The organism is Dyella flava (assembly GCF_016904955.1).
Classification (GTDB): Bacteria; Pseudomonadota; Gammaproteobacteria; order Xanthomonadales; family Rhodanobacteraceae; genus Dyella_B; species Dyella_B flava.
Genome location: NZ_JADIKE010000038.1, coordinates 69,019 through 88,071, shown reverse-complemented (window position 1 = coordinate 88,071; position 19,053 = coordinate 69,019). Strand labels below are relative to the sequence as shown.

Below are 19,053 nucleotides of genomic sequence, written 5' to 3'. Positions count from 1 at the left end.
CGCCGGGGATGGCCCTCGCCATCACGCGGCGGTCACAAATCCCTTTAATGAACGTCCTTCCAATATTCCTTCTTTAGCAGATAGGCCAGGAAGGTGAAAGCCAGCAGGAACAGCACCACCCAGATGCCGTAGTGCCGCCGCTGCAAGGCCGCCGGCTCGGAGACGTATTCGAGGAAGTTGGTCAGGTCGCGGGTCGCCTGCTGGTACTGCTCGGGGGTGAGGCGGCCCTGATGCAGCAGCTTGAGCTTTTCAATCTGCGGTTCGTCGCCCGGCTTGGCCGCCCCCATCACCGGCACCTGCTCGCCCTGCAGCTCCCACAGCGGGAAAGGCATGGCGGCATTGGGCAGGATCAGGTTGTTCCAACCGATCGGACTCTTGGGGTCCAGATAGAACGAATTGAGGTAGGCATAGACCCAATCCGGACCCTTGGCCGCCACTTCCAACGACAGATCCGGCGGCGCCTTGCCGAAGAACTTCTGCGCATCATCGGCGGGCATGTGCGAAATCACCGTGTCGCCGAACTTGGCGCCGGTGAAGTTGAAGTTGCTCATCACGTCGTTCTCGGTCAGGCCGAGGTCGTCCGCGATGCGCTCGTAACGCATGTACTTGAGCGAGTGGCAACCCACACAGTAATTGAAGAACAGGTGGGCGCCGCGTTGGAGGGAAGCGGTGTCGCGCAGGTTGGTACCGGCGGACGGCAGCTCCGGCCCCTCGGCCATCGCTGCTGTCGTGCCGAGCAGCAGGCCGAATGCCAGCGCAAAGGTGGAAATGTAGCGCTTAATCATGCGTCGTCACCCGTTCCGGAACCGGCTTGGTTTTTTCCCAACCAAGATGCGTGTACAGCCACAGGAATACGAAGAAGCCGAAGTAGATCAACGTCATCACGCGACCGAAGGTGTTATCCCAAGCCGTAATGTCGATATCGCTGCCGAACAGTTTGGGAAACAGCTCGTCGGTAAAGTCCGTGCCGATCATCATCAGCCCCAGGAAGGCCAGCACGAACAGCGTGAGCGCCACCTTGTAGCCCGTCCCGCGATAGCGAATCGACCTGACCGGACCCACGTCGATCCAGGGCAACGCAAACAGCAGGGCGATTGAACCGAACATCCCCAGCACGCCCCACACGGCGGTGCCGAGCGCCGAGGGAATCATGCGAACGATCGCGTAGAACGCGGTGAAGTACCACACCGGCTTGATCTGCGCCGGCGTCACCAGATTGTTCGCGGCGATCGAGTTGTCGTGCTCGAGGAACCAACCGCCAAAGGTTGGCTGGAAGAAGATGATGAAAGCGGCGATGGCGAGGAACAAACCGACGCCGACCAGATCCTTCACCGTGTAATACGGATGGAACGGAATGCCATCGGCCGGCTTGGTCGGATCCCAGCGATTACCCTTCGGGCCATGCTTGACGTCGACGCCGTCCGGATTGTTGGAACCCACTTCGTGCAGTGCGGCCAGGTGCAACACCACCAGCAGCAGCAACACCAATGGCAGCGCGATCACGTGCAGGGCGAAGAAGCGGTTGAGCGTGGCATCGGCAGGCAGGAAATCACCCATGATCCATTCGACCAGATCCTTGCCGATCACCGGAATCGTGCCGAACAGGGACACGATCACCTTCGCTCCCCAGAACGACATGTTGCCCCAGGGCAGCACGTAGCCCATAAAGGCTTCGGCCATCAGCACCAGGAAGATCAGCATGCCGAGCAGCCACACCAGCTCGCGCGGCTTCTTGTATGAGCCGTAGAGGATGCCGCGGAACATGTGCAGATAGATCACCACGAAGAACAGTGACGCACCTGTCGTGTGCATGTAGCGGATCAGCCAGCCCCACTCCACGTCACGCATGATGTACTGCACCGAATCGAACGCGCCTGCCGCGCTCGGGTCGTAGTTCATGGTGAGGAAGATGCCGGTGACGATCTGATTGACCAGCACCAGCAGGGCAAGCGAGCCGAAGTAATACCAAAGGTTGAAGTTCTTCGGTGCGTAATACTCGGTCATGTGTTTGCGATACACCGGCATCAGGCCTGGCGCACGCTCATTGACCCATTCACCGATATTCGAGAAGACGTTCGCCATTACGCTGCCCCCTGCGGATCCACGCCGATCTGCACCGTCGTGTCATCGAGAAAGTGATACGGCGGAATCACCATGTTCTTCGGTGCCGGCACCCCCTGGTAAACACGCCCCGCCATGTCATAGCGCGAGTGATGGCAGGGGCAGTAGTAGCCACCCTGCCAGTTCGGATCGAAGGGTTCGGCCTTCATTTCACCCACGTAGTCGGGCACGCAGCCCAGGTGGGTGCAGATGCCGACCATCACCAGCCATTCGGGCTTGATGGAACGGGTACCGTTTTGTGCGTACTTGGGCTGCTGGTCGGAAGAAGTGCCGTCGGACTTCGGATCAACCAGACGCGGGTCCTGCTTGGGCAACGCCGCAAGCTGTGCAGGCGAACGATTGACAATAAATACCGGGAGACTGCGCCAAGCCACGATCAACTGCTGGCCGGGCTCGATTTTCTTGAGTGACTGGGTAACCGGAGCACCGGCCGCCTTGGCTCTTGCACTGGGTTCCCACGACTTGATGAAAGGCACAGCTGCCGCCACCACGCCCACTCCCCCCACAACAGCCGTTGTCGTAGTGAGAAAGCGGCGGCGGCCTTGATCGACGACTTCGTTCGCCATCAGGCTCTCCGGTACTTGCATGCCATTGAGAATGCAGAAACCAGATACTGCCTTGCGGACGAAAAAGGTTGCGCTTCGCCGACCGCCCCAGGATCGTGCCCCTGCAAAAATCGCGTTACCTTACAAAAATCACGTTAGTCTAGTCTCAGGTTCAGCACCCTACAATAAAACTGGACGGGCGGTCACGTCGCTCCGCCACACTCCACGAAACGGTTACGGATCGCATTACGACATGAAGCATGCCGCCGGCATCGTCGCCTTTATTGCCCGCTTCGTGGTGCTTGGGCTGGCGCTTGCATTTGTGATCAGCCTGATCGTACCGGGGGTTGGCGACCGTCTGCGTGCACGCTTTGGGTTTCAACATGCACCCGCTGCGGTGGCGAACAATGCCTTGCCATCCACACCCAGCAATATCAGCGCGCCCGCTTCGTATGCCGATGCGGTCGCCAAGGCGGCGCCGTCGGTGGTCAATATCTACGCCAACAAGGTCGTCACCGAACAGGCCGTGCGCATGTTCACCGATCCGCTGATGCAACAACTGTTTGGCGGCACACCGGCCGGCCCCCCGGTCGCGCGGCGCGAGCAGAACCTCGGCTCCGGCGTGATCGTCAGCCCCGAAGGCTATGTGCTCACGAATAATCATGTGATCGCCAACGCCGATGACATCGAGGTCCTGCTGTACGACGGACGCGTGGCCAAAGCCAAGCTGGTCGGCGCCGACGAGGAAACCGATCTTGCCGTGCTGAAAATCATCGATGCCAGCAATCTGCCGGTGATCCAGATGGCCGACCCGAAGAAGCTGCGCGTGGGCGATGTGGTGCTCGCCATCGGCAACCCGCTCGGTCTCAACCAGACGGTAACGATGGGCATCATCAGCGCAATCGGCCGCCAGCTCAGCAACAGCAGCCCGGAAGATTTCATCCAGACCGACGCCGCCATCAACCTCGGCAACTCCGGTGGCGCGCTGGTGAATAGCAATGGCGATCTGGTTGGCATCAACACGTTACTGATCGGCAAGGCGGCAAATGCCGAAGGTATCGGGTTTGCCATTCCTGTCGATACAGCTACCAACGTCCTGCGACAATTAATCGCAACCGGACACGTGATCCGTGGCTGGCTGGGCGCCGATTACGGCATCGTACCGGTGACGGCGGACAGCGGATTGCCGGCCGCCGCCGTGCGGGGCGCGCAAATCACGGAAATCTACCCCAACGGCCCCGCCGCCATCGGGGGGCTGCAGCTTCATGACATCGTGTTGCAGCTGGGCGATGACGACATCCGCGACCCGGCCGATCTCAGCCGCCGCGAGGCAGCGCTCAAGCCCGGCAGCAAGGTTGAAGTATCGGGACTGCGCAATGGCACGCCTTTCCACGTGATGCTGACAGTGGCGCAGCGGCCGCCGAAGGCACCTACGGCAGCCGCCGCTGACGGAAGCGAGAGCTAAGAGAGAGTGGAGAGGAGTGAGAAGTGAGAGAAAAGCGTGCCGGCTCTGGCTCTCTCTTACTTCTCACTCCTCTCCACTCACTCCTGCCCTAGAGGCTCGCCGACTCCGGCGTATGCAACGCCTTGTTATAGCGCTGCAGCAACTCGCCGACGCGCTGCACATAAACCTGCGTCTCGGCAAACGGTGGCACGCCGTTGTAGTGCTGCACGGCTGCCGGCCCCGCGTTATAGGCTGCGGCAGCGAGCCGCACATCACCATTGAAGTTCTTCAGCAGCAGGCCGAGGTAGCGCGCGCCGCCGCGGATGTTCTGGACCGGATCGAAGGCATCCAGCACGCCCATGTCGTTCGCCGTACCGGGCATGAGCTGCATCAAACCTTGGGCGCCCTTCAGCGACATCGCGCGCGGATTGAAGGCGCTTTCGGCGTGGATGATCGCGCGGATCAACGCCTCGTCAACGCCCGATTCCACGCTCGCGTTATGGATCACATCGGCGTAATCGGTCAGATCCAGCCGCACGGTGCCCCAGTTGATCGGCGAATGCAGATTGCACGCCATGCACGTGGCGATATAGCTGAAGAGCCGCGTGACATTGCGCGCCAATCCGCCGGACGGCTCGATGTTGGTGTATTCCACACTGCCGTCGCGATGCACGACGCGATACACCGCGCCGCGTAGCACGCGGTTGTCCGCAGAGTCCTGCGTATCGGCGACCGAGGCCAAGGCTGCCGGAAGCGCATCCTTCGACTCGCTATACGTCCACTGCCCCTGCTTGCCAGCAAATGGCGATGTGTCCTGCACGGCACGTGCCGACGTCTCCACCCCGCCAGCCACATGCGCCACCGATATCACGACCGGCTGAGCGGTGGTATCAGCCCATCCGGTCACCCAGGCCAGCGACGTGACTTCTTTCGAGGTGCTCTGTCGCGAAGCGGCGCGCGGCGCTGCGTTGACGTACGAAGCAAGCGGCTTGCATTCGTGATAGCCCACCGTGCTGCTGGTAAAAACCGCCTCGCCTTGTGCACCCGCGCAACGATAAAGGGTGCCGGCGCGGGCCGGCCCCGCCCCGCACAAGACCGCAAAAAAGGCGCAGCCAAGCACCGCCTGGAACAGGATCAACAGAAGCGCGGGGAGGCGATTTGCCCGGAGGCCGGCGCCTCCCCCTTGGCGTACGGCAGCAAACATGGCGGCAGTGTGCCCCGATGCCTGGCCCGAGCCAAGCCTAAGTGGATGATTTCGTGCGCCAGGGCATGATTGCCTGGCTTCCCCTCATGCCTCGGCCCTTCTCCTGCAAGTGATTGATCCATCGGCGGCCCTTTGTGGCGGACAACGCTATGGCCTAGTAAAATATAGGGTTCGGCGCAAGCAGCGCCCCGTCTTTCGACTCCACGGTACCCAGCGCCATGAGCGGCAAGCTTTTCATCAAGACCCACGGCTGCCAGATGAACGAGTACGACTCGGCCAAAATGGCTGACGTGCTCAAGGCGTCGCACGGCCTGGAATTGACCCAGGACGAGTCGGAAGCGGACGTAATCCTGATCAACACCTGTTCGATCCGCGAAAAAGCCCAGGAAAAGGTCTTCAGCCAGCTCGGCCGCTGGAAGGAACACAAGCAAGGCGAAAAACCGGTACTGATCGGCGTGGGCGGCTGCGTGGCCTCGCAGGAAGGCGAGGCGATCATCAAGCGCGCCCCCTTCGTGGACCTGGTGTTCGGCCCGCAGACCCTGCACCGCCTGCCTGAACTGATCGAGGCCAAGCGTGCCACCGGCAAGCCGCAGGTGGACATCAGCTTCCCCGAGATCGAAAAGTTCGACCGCCTGCCCGAACCGCGCGCCGAAGGCCCTACCGCTTTCGTCTCCATCATGGAAGGCTGTTCCAAGTACTGCTCTTATTGCGTGGTGCCCTACACCCGCGGCGAAGAGATCAGCCGCCCGTTCGACGACGTGATCGTGGAGGTGGCGCAGCTGGCCGACCAGGGTGTGCGCGAAGTGATCCTGCTCGGCCAGAACGTCAACGCCTATCGCGGCCCCACGCACGACGGCGGCACCGCCGACCTGGCCGTCCTGATCCACGCCATCGCGCAGCTCGAAGGCATCGGCCGCATCCGCTTCACTACCTCGCATCCGCTGGAGTTCTCCGATTCGCTGATCGAGGCTTACGCCAACGTTCCCAAACTGGCCAACTTCCTGCACCTGCCGGTGCAGGCCGGATCGGATCGCATCCTGGCGGCGATGAAGCGCGGCTACACCGCACTGGAGTTCAAGCAGAAGATCCGCAAGCTGCGCGCAGTGCGCCCGGACATCTGCATCTCCTCGGATTTCATCGTCGGCTTCCCCGGCGAAACGGACGAAGACTTCGAGAAGACCATGAAGCTGATCGACGATATCGGCTTCGACCAAAGCTTCTCCTTCATCTTCTCCTCGCGCCCCGGCACGCCGGCCGCCAATCTGGCCGATGAGACGCCCGCTTCCGTGAAGAGCGAGCGCCTCGCGCGACTGCAGGCCGTGCTCAACGCCAACGCGAAAAAGATCAACGAAGCGATGGTCGGCACCGTACAGCGCGTGCTGGTGGAAAAGCCGAGCAAGAAGAACGCGAACGAACTCACCGGCCGCACCGAGAACATGCGCTACGTGAACTTCCCTGGCCCGAGCCACCTGATCGGCCAGTTCGTGGACGTGGTGATCACCGAGGCGATGACCAACTCGCTGCGTGGACGGATCGGCAGCGCCGACAGCCAGGCCGCCTGACAACCGCATGAGCGCAGATGCCGCGAGCTTAGGTGTACAAACGCAAGTCGTACCGCACCAGCCTGCGCATTTCAGTGCGGCGATGCATGCATCGGGCAGCGCAGCAGCTTAACGCGATGCCTGAACCGTGCCTCAAACTCGCCCGTCATCCCGCTGAAAACCGGAATGACGGCGAGTCGACACTGAAGCGATCAGAGATACGGATGAGCGACTCCACCACAACCGCTGAACTCGCCTTTCGCGAACTCCGCGCCGACGAATTCCCGCGTGTATGGCCGATTTTCCAGGCGGTGATCGCCACCGGCGATACTTACAGCTACCCGCCCGATCTCAGCATGGAACAGGCGCGCGAGTGGTGGACCACCCCGCCGTCTCGCTGCTTTGTTGCCGAACGCGACGAAGAGATACTTGGCTGTTACATGTTCAAACCCAATCAGCCGGGCCTGGGGGATCATGTCGCCAATGCCGGCTACATGGTTTCACCCAGGGCGCGCGGGCAAGGCATCGCCGGCAAGATGTGTGAGCATTCGATGCAGCAAGCGCGTCAGGCTGGCTTTACCGCCATGCAGTTCAATTTTGTCGTCTCCACCAATACCACCGCGGTGCGCCTGTGGCAGCGTCTCGGTTTCACCATTGTCGGGCAGGTACCGGGAGCATTCCGCCACGCCGTGCACGGCCCGACCGACATCTACGTAATGCACCGAGCGCTATGACCAACGGCTTGAACCAACGTGATTTCTCCCTCGATCCGGAAGACAACGCCCGGCTCGCCAACCTCTGCGGCCCCTTCGACGAACACCTGCGTCAGGTGGAACTGCGCCTGGGCGTGGAGATCGATCACCGCGGCAACCTGTTCCAGGTGATCGGCGAGGAAGGCGCCGCCCGTGCCGGCGAGAAAGTCCTGAAAGCGCTCTACGCTGCCACCGAGAACGAATCACTCAGCGGTGCCAGGATCAACCTGCACCTGGCCGAATCAGGCATTGATGCGATCACCGATGAGGCTGCCGAGGGCGCACAAGAAGTCGTCATCAAGGTGAAGCGCGGCGTAATCCAGGGCCGCGGCCCCAATCAGGCGCGCTATCTGCATGCCATCACCACGCACGACATCAACTTCGGCGTCGGCCCTGCCGGCACCGGCAAGACCTATCTGGCGGTCGCCAGCGCAGTGGAAGCACTCGAAGCCAACCGTGTGCAGCGTCTGTTGCTGGTGCGTCCGGCGGTCGAAGCGGGTGAGAAGCTTGGCTTTCTGCCCGGCGATCTGTCGCAAAAGGTCGATCCCTATCTGCGCCCGCTGTACGACGCGCTCTACGAAATGCTCGGCTTCGAGAAAGTTGCCAAGCTGATCGAGCGCAATGTCATCGAGATCGCCCCGCTGGCCTATATGCGCGGCCGTACGCTCAACGATTCCTATGTCATTCTCGATGAAGCGCAGAACACCACCGTCGAGCAGATGAAGATGTTCCTCACCCGCATCGGCTTCGGTTCGGTGGCGGTGATCACCGGCGACGTCAGCCAGATCGACTTGCCTCGCCACGTCCGCTCCGGTCTGCGCCACGCGATCGAAGTGTTGCGCGGCGTGGATGGCATCAGCTTCACCTTCTTTACGTCACGCGATGTGGTGCGCCATCCGCTGGTGGCAAAGATCGTGCGTGCCTACGAAGCCTTTGAAAACGCCAACGACGGGAAGCAGGGTGATGGCTCGAAATAAGACGTCGCACAGCGCTCATCAGGTGCACATCAGCTACGGCGCTGCTCGCAAAGGACTGCCATCGCCCCTCAGCTTCCGCCGCTGGGTGGATGCCGCGCTGGCCGGAGCCAAGCGACGCAAACCGGCAGAACTCGCCATCCGCATTGTCGGCACGCGCGAAGGTCGTCACCTCAATCGCGATTATCGTGGCAAGGATTACGCGACGAACGTGTTGTCATTTCCGATCGATTTACCCCCCGGCGTATCCTTGCCGTTGATCGGCGATCTGGCCATTTGCGCGCCGGTGGTCACTCGCGAAGCCGCCGAACAAGGCAAGCCGGTAAATCATCACTGGGCGCACATGACCGTACACGGTGTGTTGCATCTGCTCGGCTACGACCACATCGAAGACGCCGACGCCGAAGTGATGGAAACACTGGAAACACGCATCCTGGCCAAGCTCGGCATCAACGATCCCTATGCCGTCGAGCGCGACACCTGAATGTTTCGAAAGCATTTCCACTGCTGCGACGAAACATCTGCCACAAGTTAAACAGCGCCTTGCGGCAACCGTGCCTGCCGCCGCGACTGGCACATCCCCCTCCATGTACGTCTATCAATAGCTTAGCCAGACAACATGCTGCAACGCGCCAGCTAAGTGCTAAACATCCGTCGCGCGTTTGTTGTGTAGATGTCTTCACTGCGTTAAGCAGATTCATTATTTGAACTGAAATCTAACTGATCTTGAGCACTTACACGATTCAAGACAGGCGAGGTTCATTGCGTTCCAACTATTTGTTTATGCGTTCGGTGCTGACGCAGCGCATCAATCAGGAACCGTCATAGCGACGAGTCGCGGCACGTAAGCCCATCTGTGCACCGGACGTAAGCCATCGGTTGTGCCATCTCGCATGAGATGTGCCCTCTTTTCCGTCCCGCTTTAGCGCATGGGCGTAGGCGTCTGCGCGACGTCATTTGACAGAGGCGAATCGTCTTGAAGACCCAGTTGCTTCCTACTGAACCGCTGCCACAACCTGCTTCGCCGCCTGCTCGCGACATCGAGCCCGTCAAGAAGTCGTCGCCGCTTGCCTTTGTGCCGCGATTGGCTGGCTATGCGTTGATGGCCTTCATCGCGTGGCTGCTGATGTCCACGCTGTTTGAGCCATGGTTTTCCTCCAGCGCGACACGCGCCATTCTCAACGCGCCCGCGGTGCTGATCACTACACCGATCAGCGGCACGGTGAGTGCCGAGTACGCGCAAAACGGTCAACCGATCAAGCCAGGACAAACCATTGCCGTGGTGAAGAACAACACCGTGGCCCGCGATGCGCTGACCACGCTGCTCACCCAGCGACTGACTTTGCAAAGCCATCTGGACGATCTCAACAGCCGTCTGCAAGCCGATCAGCACATGCTCGACTACACCGATAAGCAGTACCAGAAATATCAACATGCCAGCACGGCACAGCTCCAAAGCGCCTACGAATCTGTTCAGGCGCAACAGGATGCAACCTCCGCAAAACTGGAAGAACTCGACACCAAATACGCGCGCGCCATGGCTTTGGAACGCGATGGCGCGGTGAGCGCCTCGGCCGTGGAAGAAGCGCGCTCGGAAGCCGACGCTGCACGTAGTGAAGCCGATGCGCTTGATCAAAATGCGCAGAGCATCAGCGCCGGCATCGCTGCCGCACAGCGCGGTGTCTACGTTTCCCCCGGGCAGAACAGTGATGGCCAGCTCCCGCAGCTATCCCAGCGCCGCGCCGATCTGCAAAGCAGTATCAAGGACGAACAAGCACAGGCCGATGCATTGGGTCAGCAACTTGCAAGCCTCAACCAGCTGATCGATCACGAACAGGATCGCGTACACGCGCTCTCCGACTATGTCGTCAAAGCCTATGCACCGGGGACGGCACAGGAAGTGGTCGCTCCGGTGGGTGCGGAGGTGACCGCTGGCGCCACCCTGGTCCGCGCCACAGACTGCAGCAAGACCGACGTGGTCGCGGTGTTCCCTGCGCGTATGACGCCGAATCTCAACATCGGCACGGAACTGCGTGTACGCGTAAGCGGCGCCAGCCGGCCACGCGACGCGCACATTACGCAATTGCTGCCGAAGGCTACCGAATCCCAGCAGAATGGTTACAGCGCCCCCTTCCCTTACGCTGAGGACGGCTCGGTGTATGCCGTCGCGCAGTGGGATGACGACCGCAACGCTACCAACCTGCCACACGCCTGCACCCCTGGCCGCAGCGTGGTCGCGAGCCTACGCTGAGGTGATATCGACGGAGATTGGCATGTTCATGCTATGGCATCTGCTTGCAAGCATCGGGCTGACTTTTATGGTTGTTGCAGCGACTGACGCTCATGCAACGGACGTAACCCGCCAGCGACTCGCCGACAGCAGTTGTTCGGCCTTGCGTTCGGCGGCGGCGGCAATACCGGGCAACGGCCCGATGCTGCTGCCCAGCTACCCCACCCTCAAACAGGGCGATGACGCTACCAAGGCCCTGGAAAATGTCGCTTTCGTCTACGACAACGCCCTCGCCGGCATTGCCCTGACCGCCTGCGGAGACTCCGCCCAAGCGCGACGCATTGCCGACGCCTTGCTGCTCGCCGCAGCGCATGACCCAAGCTTCAAGGATGGCCGGCTCCGCAATGCCTATCGCAGCGGCGGCGTCGACAACGGCAAGGTTGAGCTTCCCGGCTACTGGCAAACCCGTGGCAATTACTGGAGCCAGGATCCCTATCAGGTCGGCACCGCCACCGGCAATGTAGCCTGGGCAGCTTTGCTGCTGTTGACCATTTACGACAACACGCACGATCGGCGCTACCTGGATGCCGCCGTCGCGCAATTGCACTGGATCCAGGCGCACACCACCGGCAGCGCGCCACCTGCCTACGAAGGCGGCCTGTTCGGTTACGACAATGCACAGCGTCAACAACACTGGAAAGCCACCGAACACAATATCGATGTCTATGCGGCGGCCACCTGGGCCAGCAGAGACACCCAGGACGCAACGCTTGCACAGCAGGCCAAACTGGCCAGCAGTTTCGTCTATGCAATGTGGGACAACACGCAGCATCGTTTCCTGGTCGGCACGCTGGATGACGGCAAGACCCTCTCGCGCGACAAGTCCGGACTGGATGCGCAAGTCTGGCCGCTGCTTGCCTTCAACCCGCATCCTGCCGAATGGAATCAAGTGTGGACGTGGGTCGACACGCAGCATCGCAGCGGCGACGGTTATGGCTATCGCCGTCAACCCGATGGCGTGTGGACGGAGGGCACTGCGCAAGTCGCCGCCGCGATGCAGGCCAGCGGCACGCCGGTACCGGATGCGTTATGGCAACTGCTCGCCGCGCAGAACAGTGGCGACGGCATGCTCTACGCCACGCCACAAGCGCGCATCAGCACCGACTTCGCCATCGGCCCCACCTCCACCTATGCGGATTTCTTCTACTACCACTATCCGCATCTGGGCGCGACGGCCTGGACTGCGCTGGCCGCTAAAGGCTGGAACCCCTTCACCGGCGGCCCGATCACTCGCACGGAGAACACGCCATGAGCTTTCCCGTCGACCCGATGGCATTGTTACAGTTGATTGCGCTCACCTTGTTGTTCGGGGTTGGCATGGCGCACTTTGCCAATCCGCATCGCGCGCTGGACCGGCTGGTATTCGGCGCGTTCTCCGGCGTGCTTCTGCTCCGCTACGCCGTGTGGCGGACCAGCTATACCTTGCCTGACCCCAGTCATGGCTTTGCGAGCGTGTGGTCTTACGTGTTCTATGCGTTCGAGATGGTCTCGATCGTCTATACGCTGGCAACGATTGTGGTCATGGTCCGCCGACGCGATTCACGCCCATTTGCCGACGCGGGCGAAGCACGATTGCGCGCGGCGGGACGTAACGTGCCGGCCGTGGACGTGTTTATCGCCACGTATAACGAAGATCTGCAGATCCTCGAAAAAACCATCATCGCAGCGAAGGCCATCGACTATCCGCATGTCGATGTCTGGGTGCTGGACGATACCCGGCGTGACTGGCTGCGCGATTACTGCGCCAGGATCGGCGTGCATTACGTGCGTCGACCCGACAACCGCCACGCCAAGGCCGGCAATATGAACAACGGCCTGCGGCTGTCCGCGCAGCACACCAACGCCCCCTACATCCTGGTGCTGGACGCCGACTTCGCGCCGCAGAAAAACATTCTGTATCGCGTGATGGGACTGTTCTCCGAACCCAATGTCGCGCTGGTGCAGACGCCGCAGTTTTATTACAACGCCGATCCGATCCAGCACAACCTGGGGACGACGGATAGCTGGGTCGACGAGCAGCGCGTGTTCTTCGACGTATTCCAGCCTTCACGCGATGCCTGGAATTCGGCCTTCTGCGTCGGCACGTCCTTTGTCATATCACGCAAAGCCATTACTGAAGCCGGCGGCTTTCCTACCGATAGCGTGTGCGAAGACATTCACACCACTTACGTGCTGCGCAAGCACGGCTTTATCACGCGTTGGCTCAACGAACGCCTTTCAATCGGATTGTCTGCCGAGGGCCTGATCGAGTACATCAACCAGCGCGGCCGCTGGTGCCTGGGCACCATGCAGGTGGCCATACTGAAGAACGGCCCGTTGCGCGGCGAGGGCTACAGCCTGATCGATCGCCTGCACTACGTTCACGGCATGCTGCACTGGATCGGCAAGCCGTTCCTGTTGCTGATGCTGATTGCACCGGTGCTGTACTGGTACTTCGGCATCGCCGCGTTCTACACCACGCCCGATGCCTTCATGTTCTACGGTCTGCCGGCACTGATCGGGTTCTGGTTCTATGGGCCGTGGATCACCGAGCGCAAGACGCTGCCGATTTTTACCGAAGTCACCCAGTTGGTGGCCGCCTACGCAGTCACCCGCACCATGATTTCCGCCTGCATACGTCCGTTTGGCCGTCCGTTCAAAGTCACCGCCAAAGGGCTTGATCGCAGCAAGGTGGTGGTGCATTGGAAGCTCGCCGGTTTCTTCATCGCGTTGATGTTGTGCCTGATGGCCGGCGCGGTTAACACCGTAATGACCGCGCCTATGAGCGGCAGCATCGTGTTCAACCTGGCCTGGACACTCATCGCGCTGATGCTGGACCTGGCCGCCATCATCGCCTGCGTGGATCTGCCACGATTGCGGCAGGAAGAACGCTTCCCGTTCACCCGCATGACGCAATGGCGACAAGGCCGCCATGTGCAGGCCAGCCAGTTCATCGATATCTCGCTGAACGGCGCAGCCCTGCACACCAGTGCCGTCATGCCGATAGAAGGCGAATCGCTGGAGGTGTCGGTGCCCGAGGTCGGCTGGGTGCCGGCGCGGGTCGCCCGCCTGAACCGACATCGCTTGTGTGTGCAATTCAAACCGGATGAAGCCACGCGCCATCGCCTGATCAGGCTGATTTTCTGCCAGGCCCCGCACAACATCGCCATCAAGGCACGACCACTGCGCGCCTTCGCACAGCTGATGCGCATGGCCGGCGTATCCAACTCCCCTCCGCGATGACCTGGAGAACGTCATGAAACCACTGCTCTTTTCCGCTGCCTTCGCCGGTTGCGTGCTGGCCGGGTGCTCAATGGAGCCGACGTATCAGCGACCGGCGTTGCCCGTGCCGAACAGCTATCCATCGAGCACAGGCACATCAGCGACTCCTGTATTGGGTGCCGCGCCGATCGATGCGGCCGAGACGGATTGGCACGCGTTCTTCCGCGACCCGGTGCTGCAAAGTCTGATCAACATTGCACTGAACAACAATCGCGACTTGCGCGTCGCTGCCGCCAAGATGGCCGAAGCACGCGCTGATTACGGCGAAACACGCGCGAACCTGTTTCCGGAGATCGATCTGCAAGGCTATGGCGGACGCCAGCGCCTGCCCGCCATGTCGCAGCAACCAGCCGCCGGTTTGTTGGGGCCGATCCAGAACAATCGCAACACCGCGACCACCTTCAATACCTTCCAGGTGCAGGCCGGCCTGACCAGCTATGAACTGGATTTCTTTGGCCACCAACGATCCATTACACACGAATCGGGCAAGCTGGCCGAGGCCACCGCAGCCGATTACCAGTCAGCGCGTATCGCATTGATCGGCGAAGTGGCCAACGCCTACCTCTCGCTCAACGCCGACCGTGCCCTGTTGCAGTTGGCGCAGCAAACCGATAGCGCACAGCAGTACCACGCCAACGTCATGCACAAGGCCTACAACGACGGCGGCGTATCGGAATTCGACATGCGCCGTTCGCAGACCCAGGTGGACGCGGCCGAGGTGGATGTGCAGGACATGCAGATCCGCATCGCCAAGGACATGGATGCCCTGGCCGTACTGATCGGCGAGCCGGTGCCTTCCAGCTATGACACGCCGCACACCTGGCAAGCCCCGCTGCTGACCGACGTACCCGCCGGCCTGCCTTCCTCGCTGCTGGACCGCCGCCCGGACATTGTCGCCGCCGAAGACCGTCTGCGCGCCGCCAATGCCGATATCGGACGCGCCCGCGCCGCCTTCTTCCCCAATATCGCGCTGACCGCCGTGCTGGGTACGCTGAGTGGCGGCTTGTCCAACCTGTTCCGCGCCGGCTCGTCAGCCTGGAGCACGGGCCTGTCCGGCAGCGTGCCGCTGCTGGACTGGGGCAAAAATGAGAGTGAACTCGGCGCCAGCAAGGCCCGCTACGGCGGAGCCGTGGCTGCCTATGAGGGCACGGTGCAGGAAGCCTTCCGTGAGGTGGCCGATGACCTGGCCGTGCGCGACCACATCGAGCCCGAATTGCAGGCCCAGCAAGAACTTGTGGACGAGTCACAGCGCGTCTATGCAATTTCGCAGGTGCGCTTCAAGGAGGGCATGGACGACTACCTCGCCACCCAGGATGCCCAGCGCTCACTGTACGCCGCCCAGGAGAAACTGGTCAGTCTGCAGCTGGACCAGGCGGTCAATCAGGTCAACCTTTACAAAGCCTTGGGTGGTGGCTGGCGGGAAATGCCAGCACCCACTGCCGGCAACAACGCGGCCAGAGCAACAGCGCAACGGCAGTCTGCCACGGTCTCCCAGTAAAGCCGTGCCGGTGCGGTGCGGCGGGGCACCGCCCCTGTCCACCGCGCCTTGTTCCTGAATCGTCACGTTTTTTCCGCTAAACTGGTTCCCCGCCCGTTTATGGGCAGTATTTTCAAGAGTAATGAACGAGGACCCTGGCAGTACCAGCGGCCCGGTCCACCGATCATGGTGGGATCGACTGGGCCATCTGTTTTCCGGCGAGCCCCGCAACCGCGAAGAACTGATCGACGAGTTGCGCACCGCCCAGGCCAACGGCCTGCTAAGCGCCGACACCCTTCCCATGCTGGAAGGCGCGCTGCGAGTCACCGAGCTCAACGTCGACGACGTGATGGTGCCTCGCGTACAGATCGTGATGATCGATGTCGACGCGCCCCTCTCGGACATCCTTGCCGCCGTGGTCGAATCCGGGCACTCGCGCTTCCCGGTACATGGCGAAGACAAGGACGACATCCTCGGCATCCTGCTTGCCAAGGACCTGCTCAAGTACTTCGGCAACGGTCACGACTTCGACATCCGCTCGATCCTGCGCCCGGCCGTGCTGATTCCCGAGTCCATGCGCCTGAACGTGCTGCTCGCCGAGTTTCGTCGCAGCCGCAACCATATGGCGCTGGTGGTGGACGAATATGGCGGCGTCGCCGGCCTGATCACCATCGAGGACGTGCTGGAAGAAATCGTCGGCGAGATCGATGACGAGCACGACGACGAGGAAGAACCCGATCTGATGCACGCCCAGGCCGAGGGCGAATGGATCGTGGATGCGCTCACCCCGATCGCGGATTTCAACGAAGAAATCGGTGCATCCTTTTCCGATGAGGAATTCGACACCATCGGCGGCATGGCCACCTCCGAATTCGGGCACCTGCCGGAAGTGGGCGAGCAGATCTCCATTGGCAACTTCGAGTTCCATGTCACTCAGGCGGATGACCGCCGCGTGCAGCAGTTCCGCGTCGTCCGCCGCTAATTCCGTCGCCCCTCAATTATTGCCCCCTCTCCCCTTCGGGGGAGGGCTGGGGTGAGGGGCTGCTCTTGCCTCGCGCTAAACACGGACGAACAAATCTCTCTAAGCAGTTCCCGATAAGCTACGCACTTCACCATTCCAACGGCTCCCCCATGACGCTCGCCAGCCGCCTGCTGCTAACCCTTGCCCTGATCCTGTGCGGCGCATGCGTGCCTGCCTGGGCCGATATAAGCAATGCGTCAGGCGCGGAACTGGAAGTCTCGCTGATCACCTACGGCCCCGGCGATATCTATTGGGAACGCTTCGGCCACGACGCGATCGAACTGCGCGACACCGTCAGCGGCGAAGAAGTGAACTTCAACTACGGCGTATTCAACTTCGACGAGAAGAACTTCTTCCTCAACTTCGCACGCGGTCGCATGCACTATCTGATCGATGCGGAAGTCACCACGGATGAAGAAGGCTTCTACAAGCAGGCCGGACGCTCGATCACTAAGCAACGTCTGGCACTAACGCCCGATCAAGCTGCCGCGTTGCGTGACTTCCTGCTGTGGAATCTGCGCCCTGAAAACGCGGTCTACAACTACGACTACTACATCGACAATTGCACCACCCGCGTACGCGATGCGCTGGATCGTGCGCTCGGGGGCATCATCAAGGCACGCCTGACCACCCTGCCCGGCGGCATGACCTATCGCCAGCAGACCGTGCGCTTGATGAGCGCACAACCATGGCTGATGCTCATCCTCGACCTCGGCCTTGGCCCGTATGCCGACCACCCGCTCAGCGCTTGGCAGGAAAGCTTCCTGCCTGAAGAGCTGCAAATGACGCTCCGCGATGTCACCGTCTCCGATGGCCACGGTGGCATGCAACCGCTGGTGCAGAACGAAGATCTGCTCGCTCCCAACCACCTCAGCGTACCGCCGGCCACACCACCTGATCTACGCATTCCACTTGGCTTGGCCGGCTTGTTGCTCGCCGTACTGATCGTGCTGGCATGGCGCCGCGCACCCATCGTCTACGCCCTGCTGGGTAACCTATATTTGCTCCTTGCAGGCACAGCCGGCCTGTTGATGTTGCTTCTTTGGACGCTGACCGCGCATCACTCAGCCTGGGCCAACGCCAATCTCCTGCTCTTCAATCCGCTTGCCTACGCGCTGCTGCGGCCGCTGTGGCGCGCACGTCGCGACAATCCGCCTTCGCGATTCGCCAACGGCGTACTGCTATTGCAACTGATCGCCCTGCTGGCCGCCCTGCTCTTGCACCTGATGCCCGGCGTCGTGCAGCAAAACCAACCCTGGATTCTGTTCGCCCTGCCTTGCTGGCTGGCGCTGGCGTGGACGCTAAGGCAAAACAAAGCTGCTTGATCCATCCACATTGCCTGCACTTCTAACGCGTAGCATCATCGCCCCATGGACACCTTTGATGCTCTAGCAGCAACCGCAAGCAGGCCCAAAAGCCCCATGGTGGTGAACTGTGTGGCTTACCGGAACAATGGCACACGCCTGCGCGATATAAACATCGACGACATCAGTGAAATACTGAAAGAACCCGACACCTTTGTCTGGGTCGGCCTGCTCGAACCCGATGAGCCGTTGCTGCTCAAATTGCAGGAAGAATTCGATCTGCATGACCTGGCCATCGAAGATGCCCAACAGGCGCACCAGCGCACCAAAGTCGAAACCTATGGCGACTCGCTGTTTATCGTGGTGCAAACCGCACAACTGATCAGCGGCCACATCGCCTTCGGCGAAACACACATCTTCCTCGGACAGCGCTATCTCATCACCGTTAGACATGGTGCATCGCTCTCCTACACCCCGGCACGGCATACCTGCGAAAAAACACCCGATCTGCTGGCGCACGGCCCCAGTTACGGTCTATACGGCGTGCTCGACTTCATCGTCGACAATCTGCCCCCCATTGTGCGCGAGTTCCGTGAGGAACTGCAGACACTGGAAAACGACATCTTCGCCGACACCTTCAACCGCAATACCATCCGCCGCCTCTACGACATGCAACGCGACCTGATGTCCCTACGCCTCGCCGTCGCACCGATGCAGGATGTCATCAACCAACTCGTACGCCTGCACCCCGAACTGATTCCCGACGAACTGCGCGTCTACTTTCGCGATGTTTATGACCACGTCTTCCGCGTCAACGAATCCATCAGCGCCATGCGGGAAATGCTCGCCGCTGCCATCAACGTCAACCTCTCACTGGTCACATTCGGGCAGAACGAGGTGATGAAAAAGCTTGCTGGTTGGGCTGCCATGCTGGCTGCGCCGACGTTGATTACAAGCTGGTATGGCATGAACTTTACACATATGCCCGAATTGGAAAAACCTTGGGCTTATCCCACCATCATGGTGGTGGTCGCCTGCCTGGTCTCAACCATCTATATAGCGCTCAAGCGGGCAAAGTGGCTCTAAGCCGTACTGGCTGTGCACACGCAAGAAATACCA

At 61.0% G+C, this 19,053-nt stretch carries 16 protein-coding genes; 12 read left to right on the top strand and 4 right to left on the bottom strand.

What is annotated here, in order from left to right:
- Positions 1-44: 44 nt before the first annotated feature.
- The 3 genes from ISP19_RS16085 to petA are packed head-to-tail and all read right to left on the bottom strand — an operon-like array spanning position 45 to position 2,687.
- The gene (locus ISP19_RS16085; protein WP_204683437.1) at positions 45-785 is read right to left on the bottom strand and encodes a cytochrome c1; all 741 of its coding nucleotides are present in this window, start codon (positions 783-785) and stop codon (positions 45-47) included.
- Entirely contained in the window at positions 778-2,082 is a 1,305-nt protein-coding gene (locus tag ISP19_RS16080) for a cytochrome b (protein WP_204683436.1), read from the bottom strand. The genes ISP19_RS16085 and ISP19_RS16080 overlap by 8 nt, the downstream gene beginning before the upstream one ends.
- The gene (petA, locus tag ISP19_RS16075) at positions 2,082-2,687 is read right to left on the bottom strand and encodes a ubiquinol-cytochrome c reductase iron-sulfur subunit (RefSeq protein ID WP_204683435.1); all 606 of its coding nucleotides are present in this window, start codon (positions 2,685-2,687) and stop codon (positions 2,082-2,084) included. The genes ISP19_RS16080 and petA overlap by 1 nt, the downstream gene beginning before the upstream one ends.
- 232 nt (positions 2,688-2,919) lie before the next feature.
- Between petA and ISP19_RS16070 the strand changes: the two genes are divergently transcribed.
- Complete coding sequence (locus ISP19_RS16070) at positions 2,920-4,131, top strand: trypsin-like peptidase domain-containing protein (protein WP_204683434.1); 1,212 nt, start codon at positions 2,920-2,922, stop codon at positions 4,129-4,131.
- 88 nt (positions 4,132-4,219) lie between these two features.
- On the opposite strand, the gene ISP19_RS16065 is transcribed toward ISP19_RS16070, so the two are convergent.
- Positions 4,220-5,248 (bottom strand): lytic transglycosylase domain-containing protein, encoded by a 1,029-nt coding sequence (locus ISP19_RS16065; RefSeq protein WP_239556881.1) that lies wholly within the window; start codon positions 5,246-5,248, stop codon positions 4,220-4,222.
- 284 nt (positions 5,249-5,532) lie between these two features.
- Between ISP19_RS16065 and miaB the strand changes: the two genes are divergently transcribed.
- The 11 genes from miaB (at position 5,533) to corA (ending at position 19,020) form a co-directional block, all read left to right on the top strand.
- Positions 5,533-6,876, top strand: coding sequence for a tRNA (N6-isopentenyl adenosine(37)-C2)-methylthiotransferase MiaB (gene miaB / locus ISP19_RS16060; RefSeq protein WP_204683432.1), 1,344 nt, complete (start codon positions 5,533-5,535; stop codon positions 6,874-6,876).
- A gap of 203 nt (positions 6,877-7,079) precedes the next feature.
- Positions 7,080-7,589 (top strand): GNAT family N-acetyltransferase, encoded by a 510-nt coding sequence (locus ISP19_RS16055; RefSeq protein ID WP_204683431.1) that lies wholly within the window; start codon positions 7,080-7,082, stop codon positions 7,587-7,589.
- Positions 7,586-8,584, top strand: coding sequence for a PhoH family protein (locus ISP19_RS16050; protein WP_204683430.1), 999 nt, complete (start codon positions 7,586-7,588; stop codon positions 8,582-8,584). The genes ISP19_RS16055 and ISP19_RS16050 overlap by 4 nt, the downstream gene beginning before the upstream one ends.
- Entirely contained in the window at positions 8,571-9,065 is a 495-nt protein-coding gene (gene ybeY, locus ISP19_RS16045; RefSeq protein WP_204683429.1) for an rRNA maturation RNase YbeY, read from the top strand. The genes ISP19_RS16050 and ybeY overlap by 14 nt, the downstream gene beginning before the upstream one ends.
- Positions 9,066-9,557: 492 nt before the next feature.
- A complete protein-coding gene (locus ISP19_RS16040; RefSeq protein ID WP_204683428.1) occupies positions 9,558-10,832 on the top strand; it encodes an HlyD family secretion protein in 1,275 nt (424 codons plus the stop codon).
- 22 nt (positions 10,833-10,854) lie between these two features.
- Positions 10,855-12,123 carry a hypothetical protein gene (locus tag ISP19_RS16035; RefSeq protein WP_204683427.1) on the top strand — a complete coding sequence of 423 codons (1,269 nt, stop codon included), beginning with the start codon at positions 10,855-10,857 and terminating at the stop codon, positions 12,121-12,123.
- On the top strand, positions 12,120-14,093 hold the full coding sequence (locus ISP19_RS16030) for a glycosyltransferase (RefSeq protein ID WP_204683426.1): 1,974 nt from the start codon (positions 12,120-12,122) through the stop codon (positions 14,091-14,093). The genes ISP19_RS16035 and ISP19_RS16030 overlap by 4 nt, the downstream gene beginning before the upstream one ends.
- A 13-nt stretch (positions 14,094-14,106) precedes the next feature.
- Entirely contained in the window at positions 14,107-15,630 is a 1,524-nt protein-coding gene (locus ISP19_RS16025; protein ID WP_204683425.1) for an efflux transporter outer membrane subunit, read from the top strand.
- A gap of 121 nt (positions 15,631-15,751) precedes the next feature.
- The gene (locus ISP19_RS16020) at positions 15,752-16,591 is read left to right on the top strand and encodes a CorC family transporter (protein WP_204683424.1); all 840 of its coding nucleotides are present in this window, start codon (positions 15,752-15,754) and stop codon (positions 16,589-16,591) included.
- A 149-nt stretch (positions 16,592-16,740) separates the two neighbouring features.
- The gene (locus ISP19_RS16015; protein ID WP_204683423.1) at positions 16,741-17,955 is read left to right on the top strand and encodes a lipoprotein N-acyltransferase Lnb domain-containing protein; all 1,215 of its coding nucleotides are present in this window, start codon (positions 16,741-16,743) and stop codon (positions 17,953-17,955) included.
- 96 nt (positions 17,956-18,051) lie between these two features.
- Positions 18,052-19,020, top strand: coding sequence for a magnesium/cobalt transporter CorA (gene corA / locus ISP19_RS16010; RefSeq protein ID WP_204683422.1), 969 nt, complete (start codon positions 18,052-18,054; stop codon positions 19,018-19,020).
- Positions 19,021-19,053: the final 33 nt, after the last annotated feature.

What these genes read in the sequence shown, in the direction of transcription:
- ISP19_RS16030 (WP_204683426.1), top strand. Translation starts at nt 12,120, where the DNA reads ATGAGCTTTCCCGTCGACCCGATGGCATTGTTACAGTTGATTGCGCTC.
- ISP19_RS16035 (WP_204683427.1), top strand. Translation starts at nt 10,855, where the DNA reads ATGTTCATGCTATGGCATCTGCTTGCAAGCATCGGGCTGACTTTTATG.
- ISP19_RS16025 (WP_204683425.1), top strand. Translation starts at nt 14,107, where the DNA reads ATGAAACCACTGCTCTTTTCCGCTGCCTTCGCCGGTTGCGTGCTGGCC.
- petA (WP_204683435.1), bottom strand. Translation starts at nt 2,687, where the DNA reads ATGGCGAACGAAGTCGTCGATCAAGGCCGCCGCCGCTTTCTCACTACG.
- ybeY (WP_204683429.1), top strand. Translation starts at nt 8,571, where the DNA reads ATGGCTCGAAATAAGACGTCGCACAGCGCTCATCAGGTGCACATCAGC.
- miaB (WP_204683432.1), top strand. Translation starts at nt 5,533, where the DNA reads ATGAGCGGCAAGCTTTTCATCAAGACCCACGGCTGCCAGATGAACGAG.
- corA (WP_204683422.1), top strand. Translation starts at nt 18,052, where the DNA reads ATGGTGGTGAACTGTGTGGCTTACCGGAACAATGGCACACGCCTGCGC.
- ISP19_RS16015 (WP_204683423.1), top strand. Translation starts at nt 16,741, where the DNA reads ATGACGCTCGCCAGCCGCCTGCTGCTAACCCTTGCCCTGATCCTGTGC.
- ISP19_RS16070 (WP_204683434.1), top strand. Translation starts at nt 2,920, where the DNA reads ATGAAGCATGCCGCCGGCATCGTCGCCTTTATTGCCCGCTTCGTGGTG.
- ISP19_RS16055 (WP_204683431.1), top strand. Translation starts at nt 7,080, where the DNA reads ATGAGCGACTCCACCACAACCGCTGAACTCGCCTTTCGCGAACTCCGC.
- ISP19_RS16080 (WP_204683436.1), bottom strand. Translation starts at nt 2,082, where the DNA reads ATGGCGAACGTCTTCTCGAATATCGGTGAATGGGTCAATGAGCGTGCG.
- ISP19_RS16020 (WP_204683424.1), top strand. Translation starts at nt 15,752, where the DNA reads ATGAACGAGGACCCTGGCAGTACCAGCGGCCCGGTCCACCGATCATGG.
- ISP19_RS16050 (WP_204683430.1), top strand. Translation starts at nt 7,586, where the DNA reads ATGACCAACGGCTTGAACCAACGTGATTTCTCCCTCGATCCGGAAGAC.
- ISP19_RS16085 (WP_204683437.1), bottom strand. Translation starts at nt 785, where the DNA reads ATGATTAAGCGCTACATTTCCACCTTTGCGCTGGCATTCGGCCTGCTG.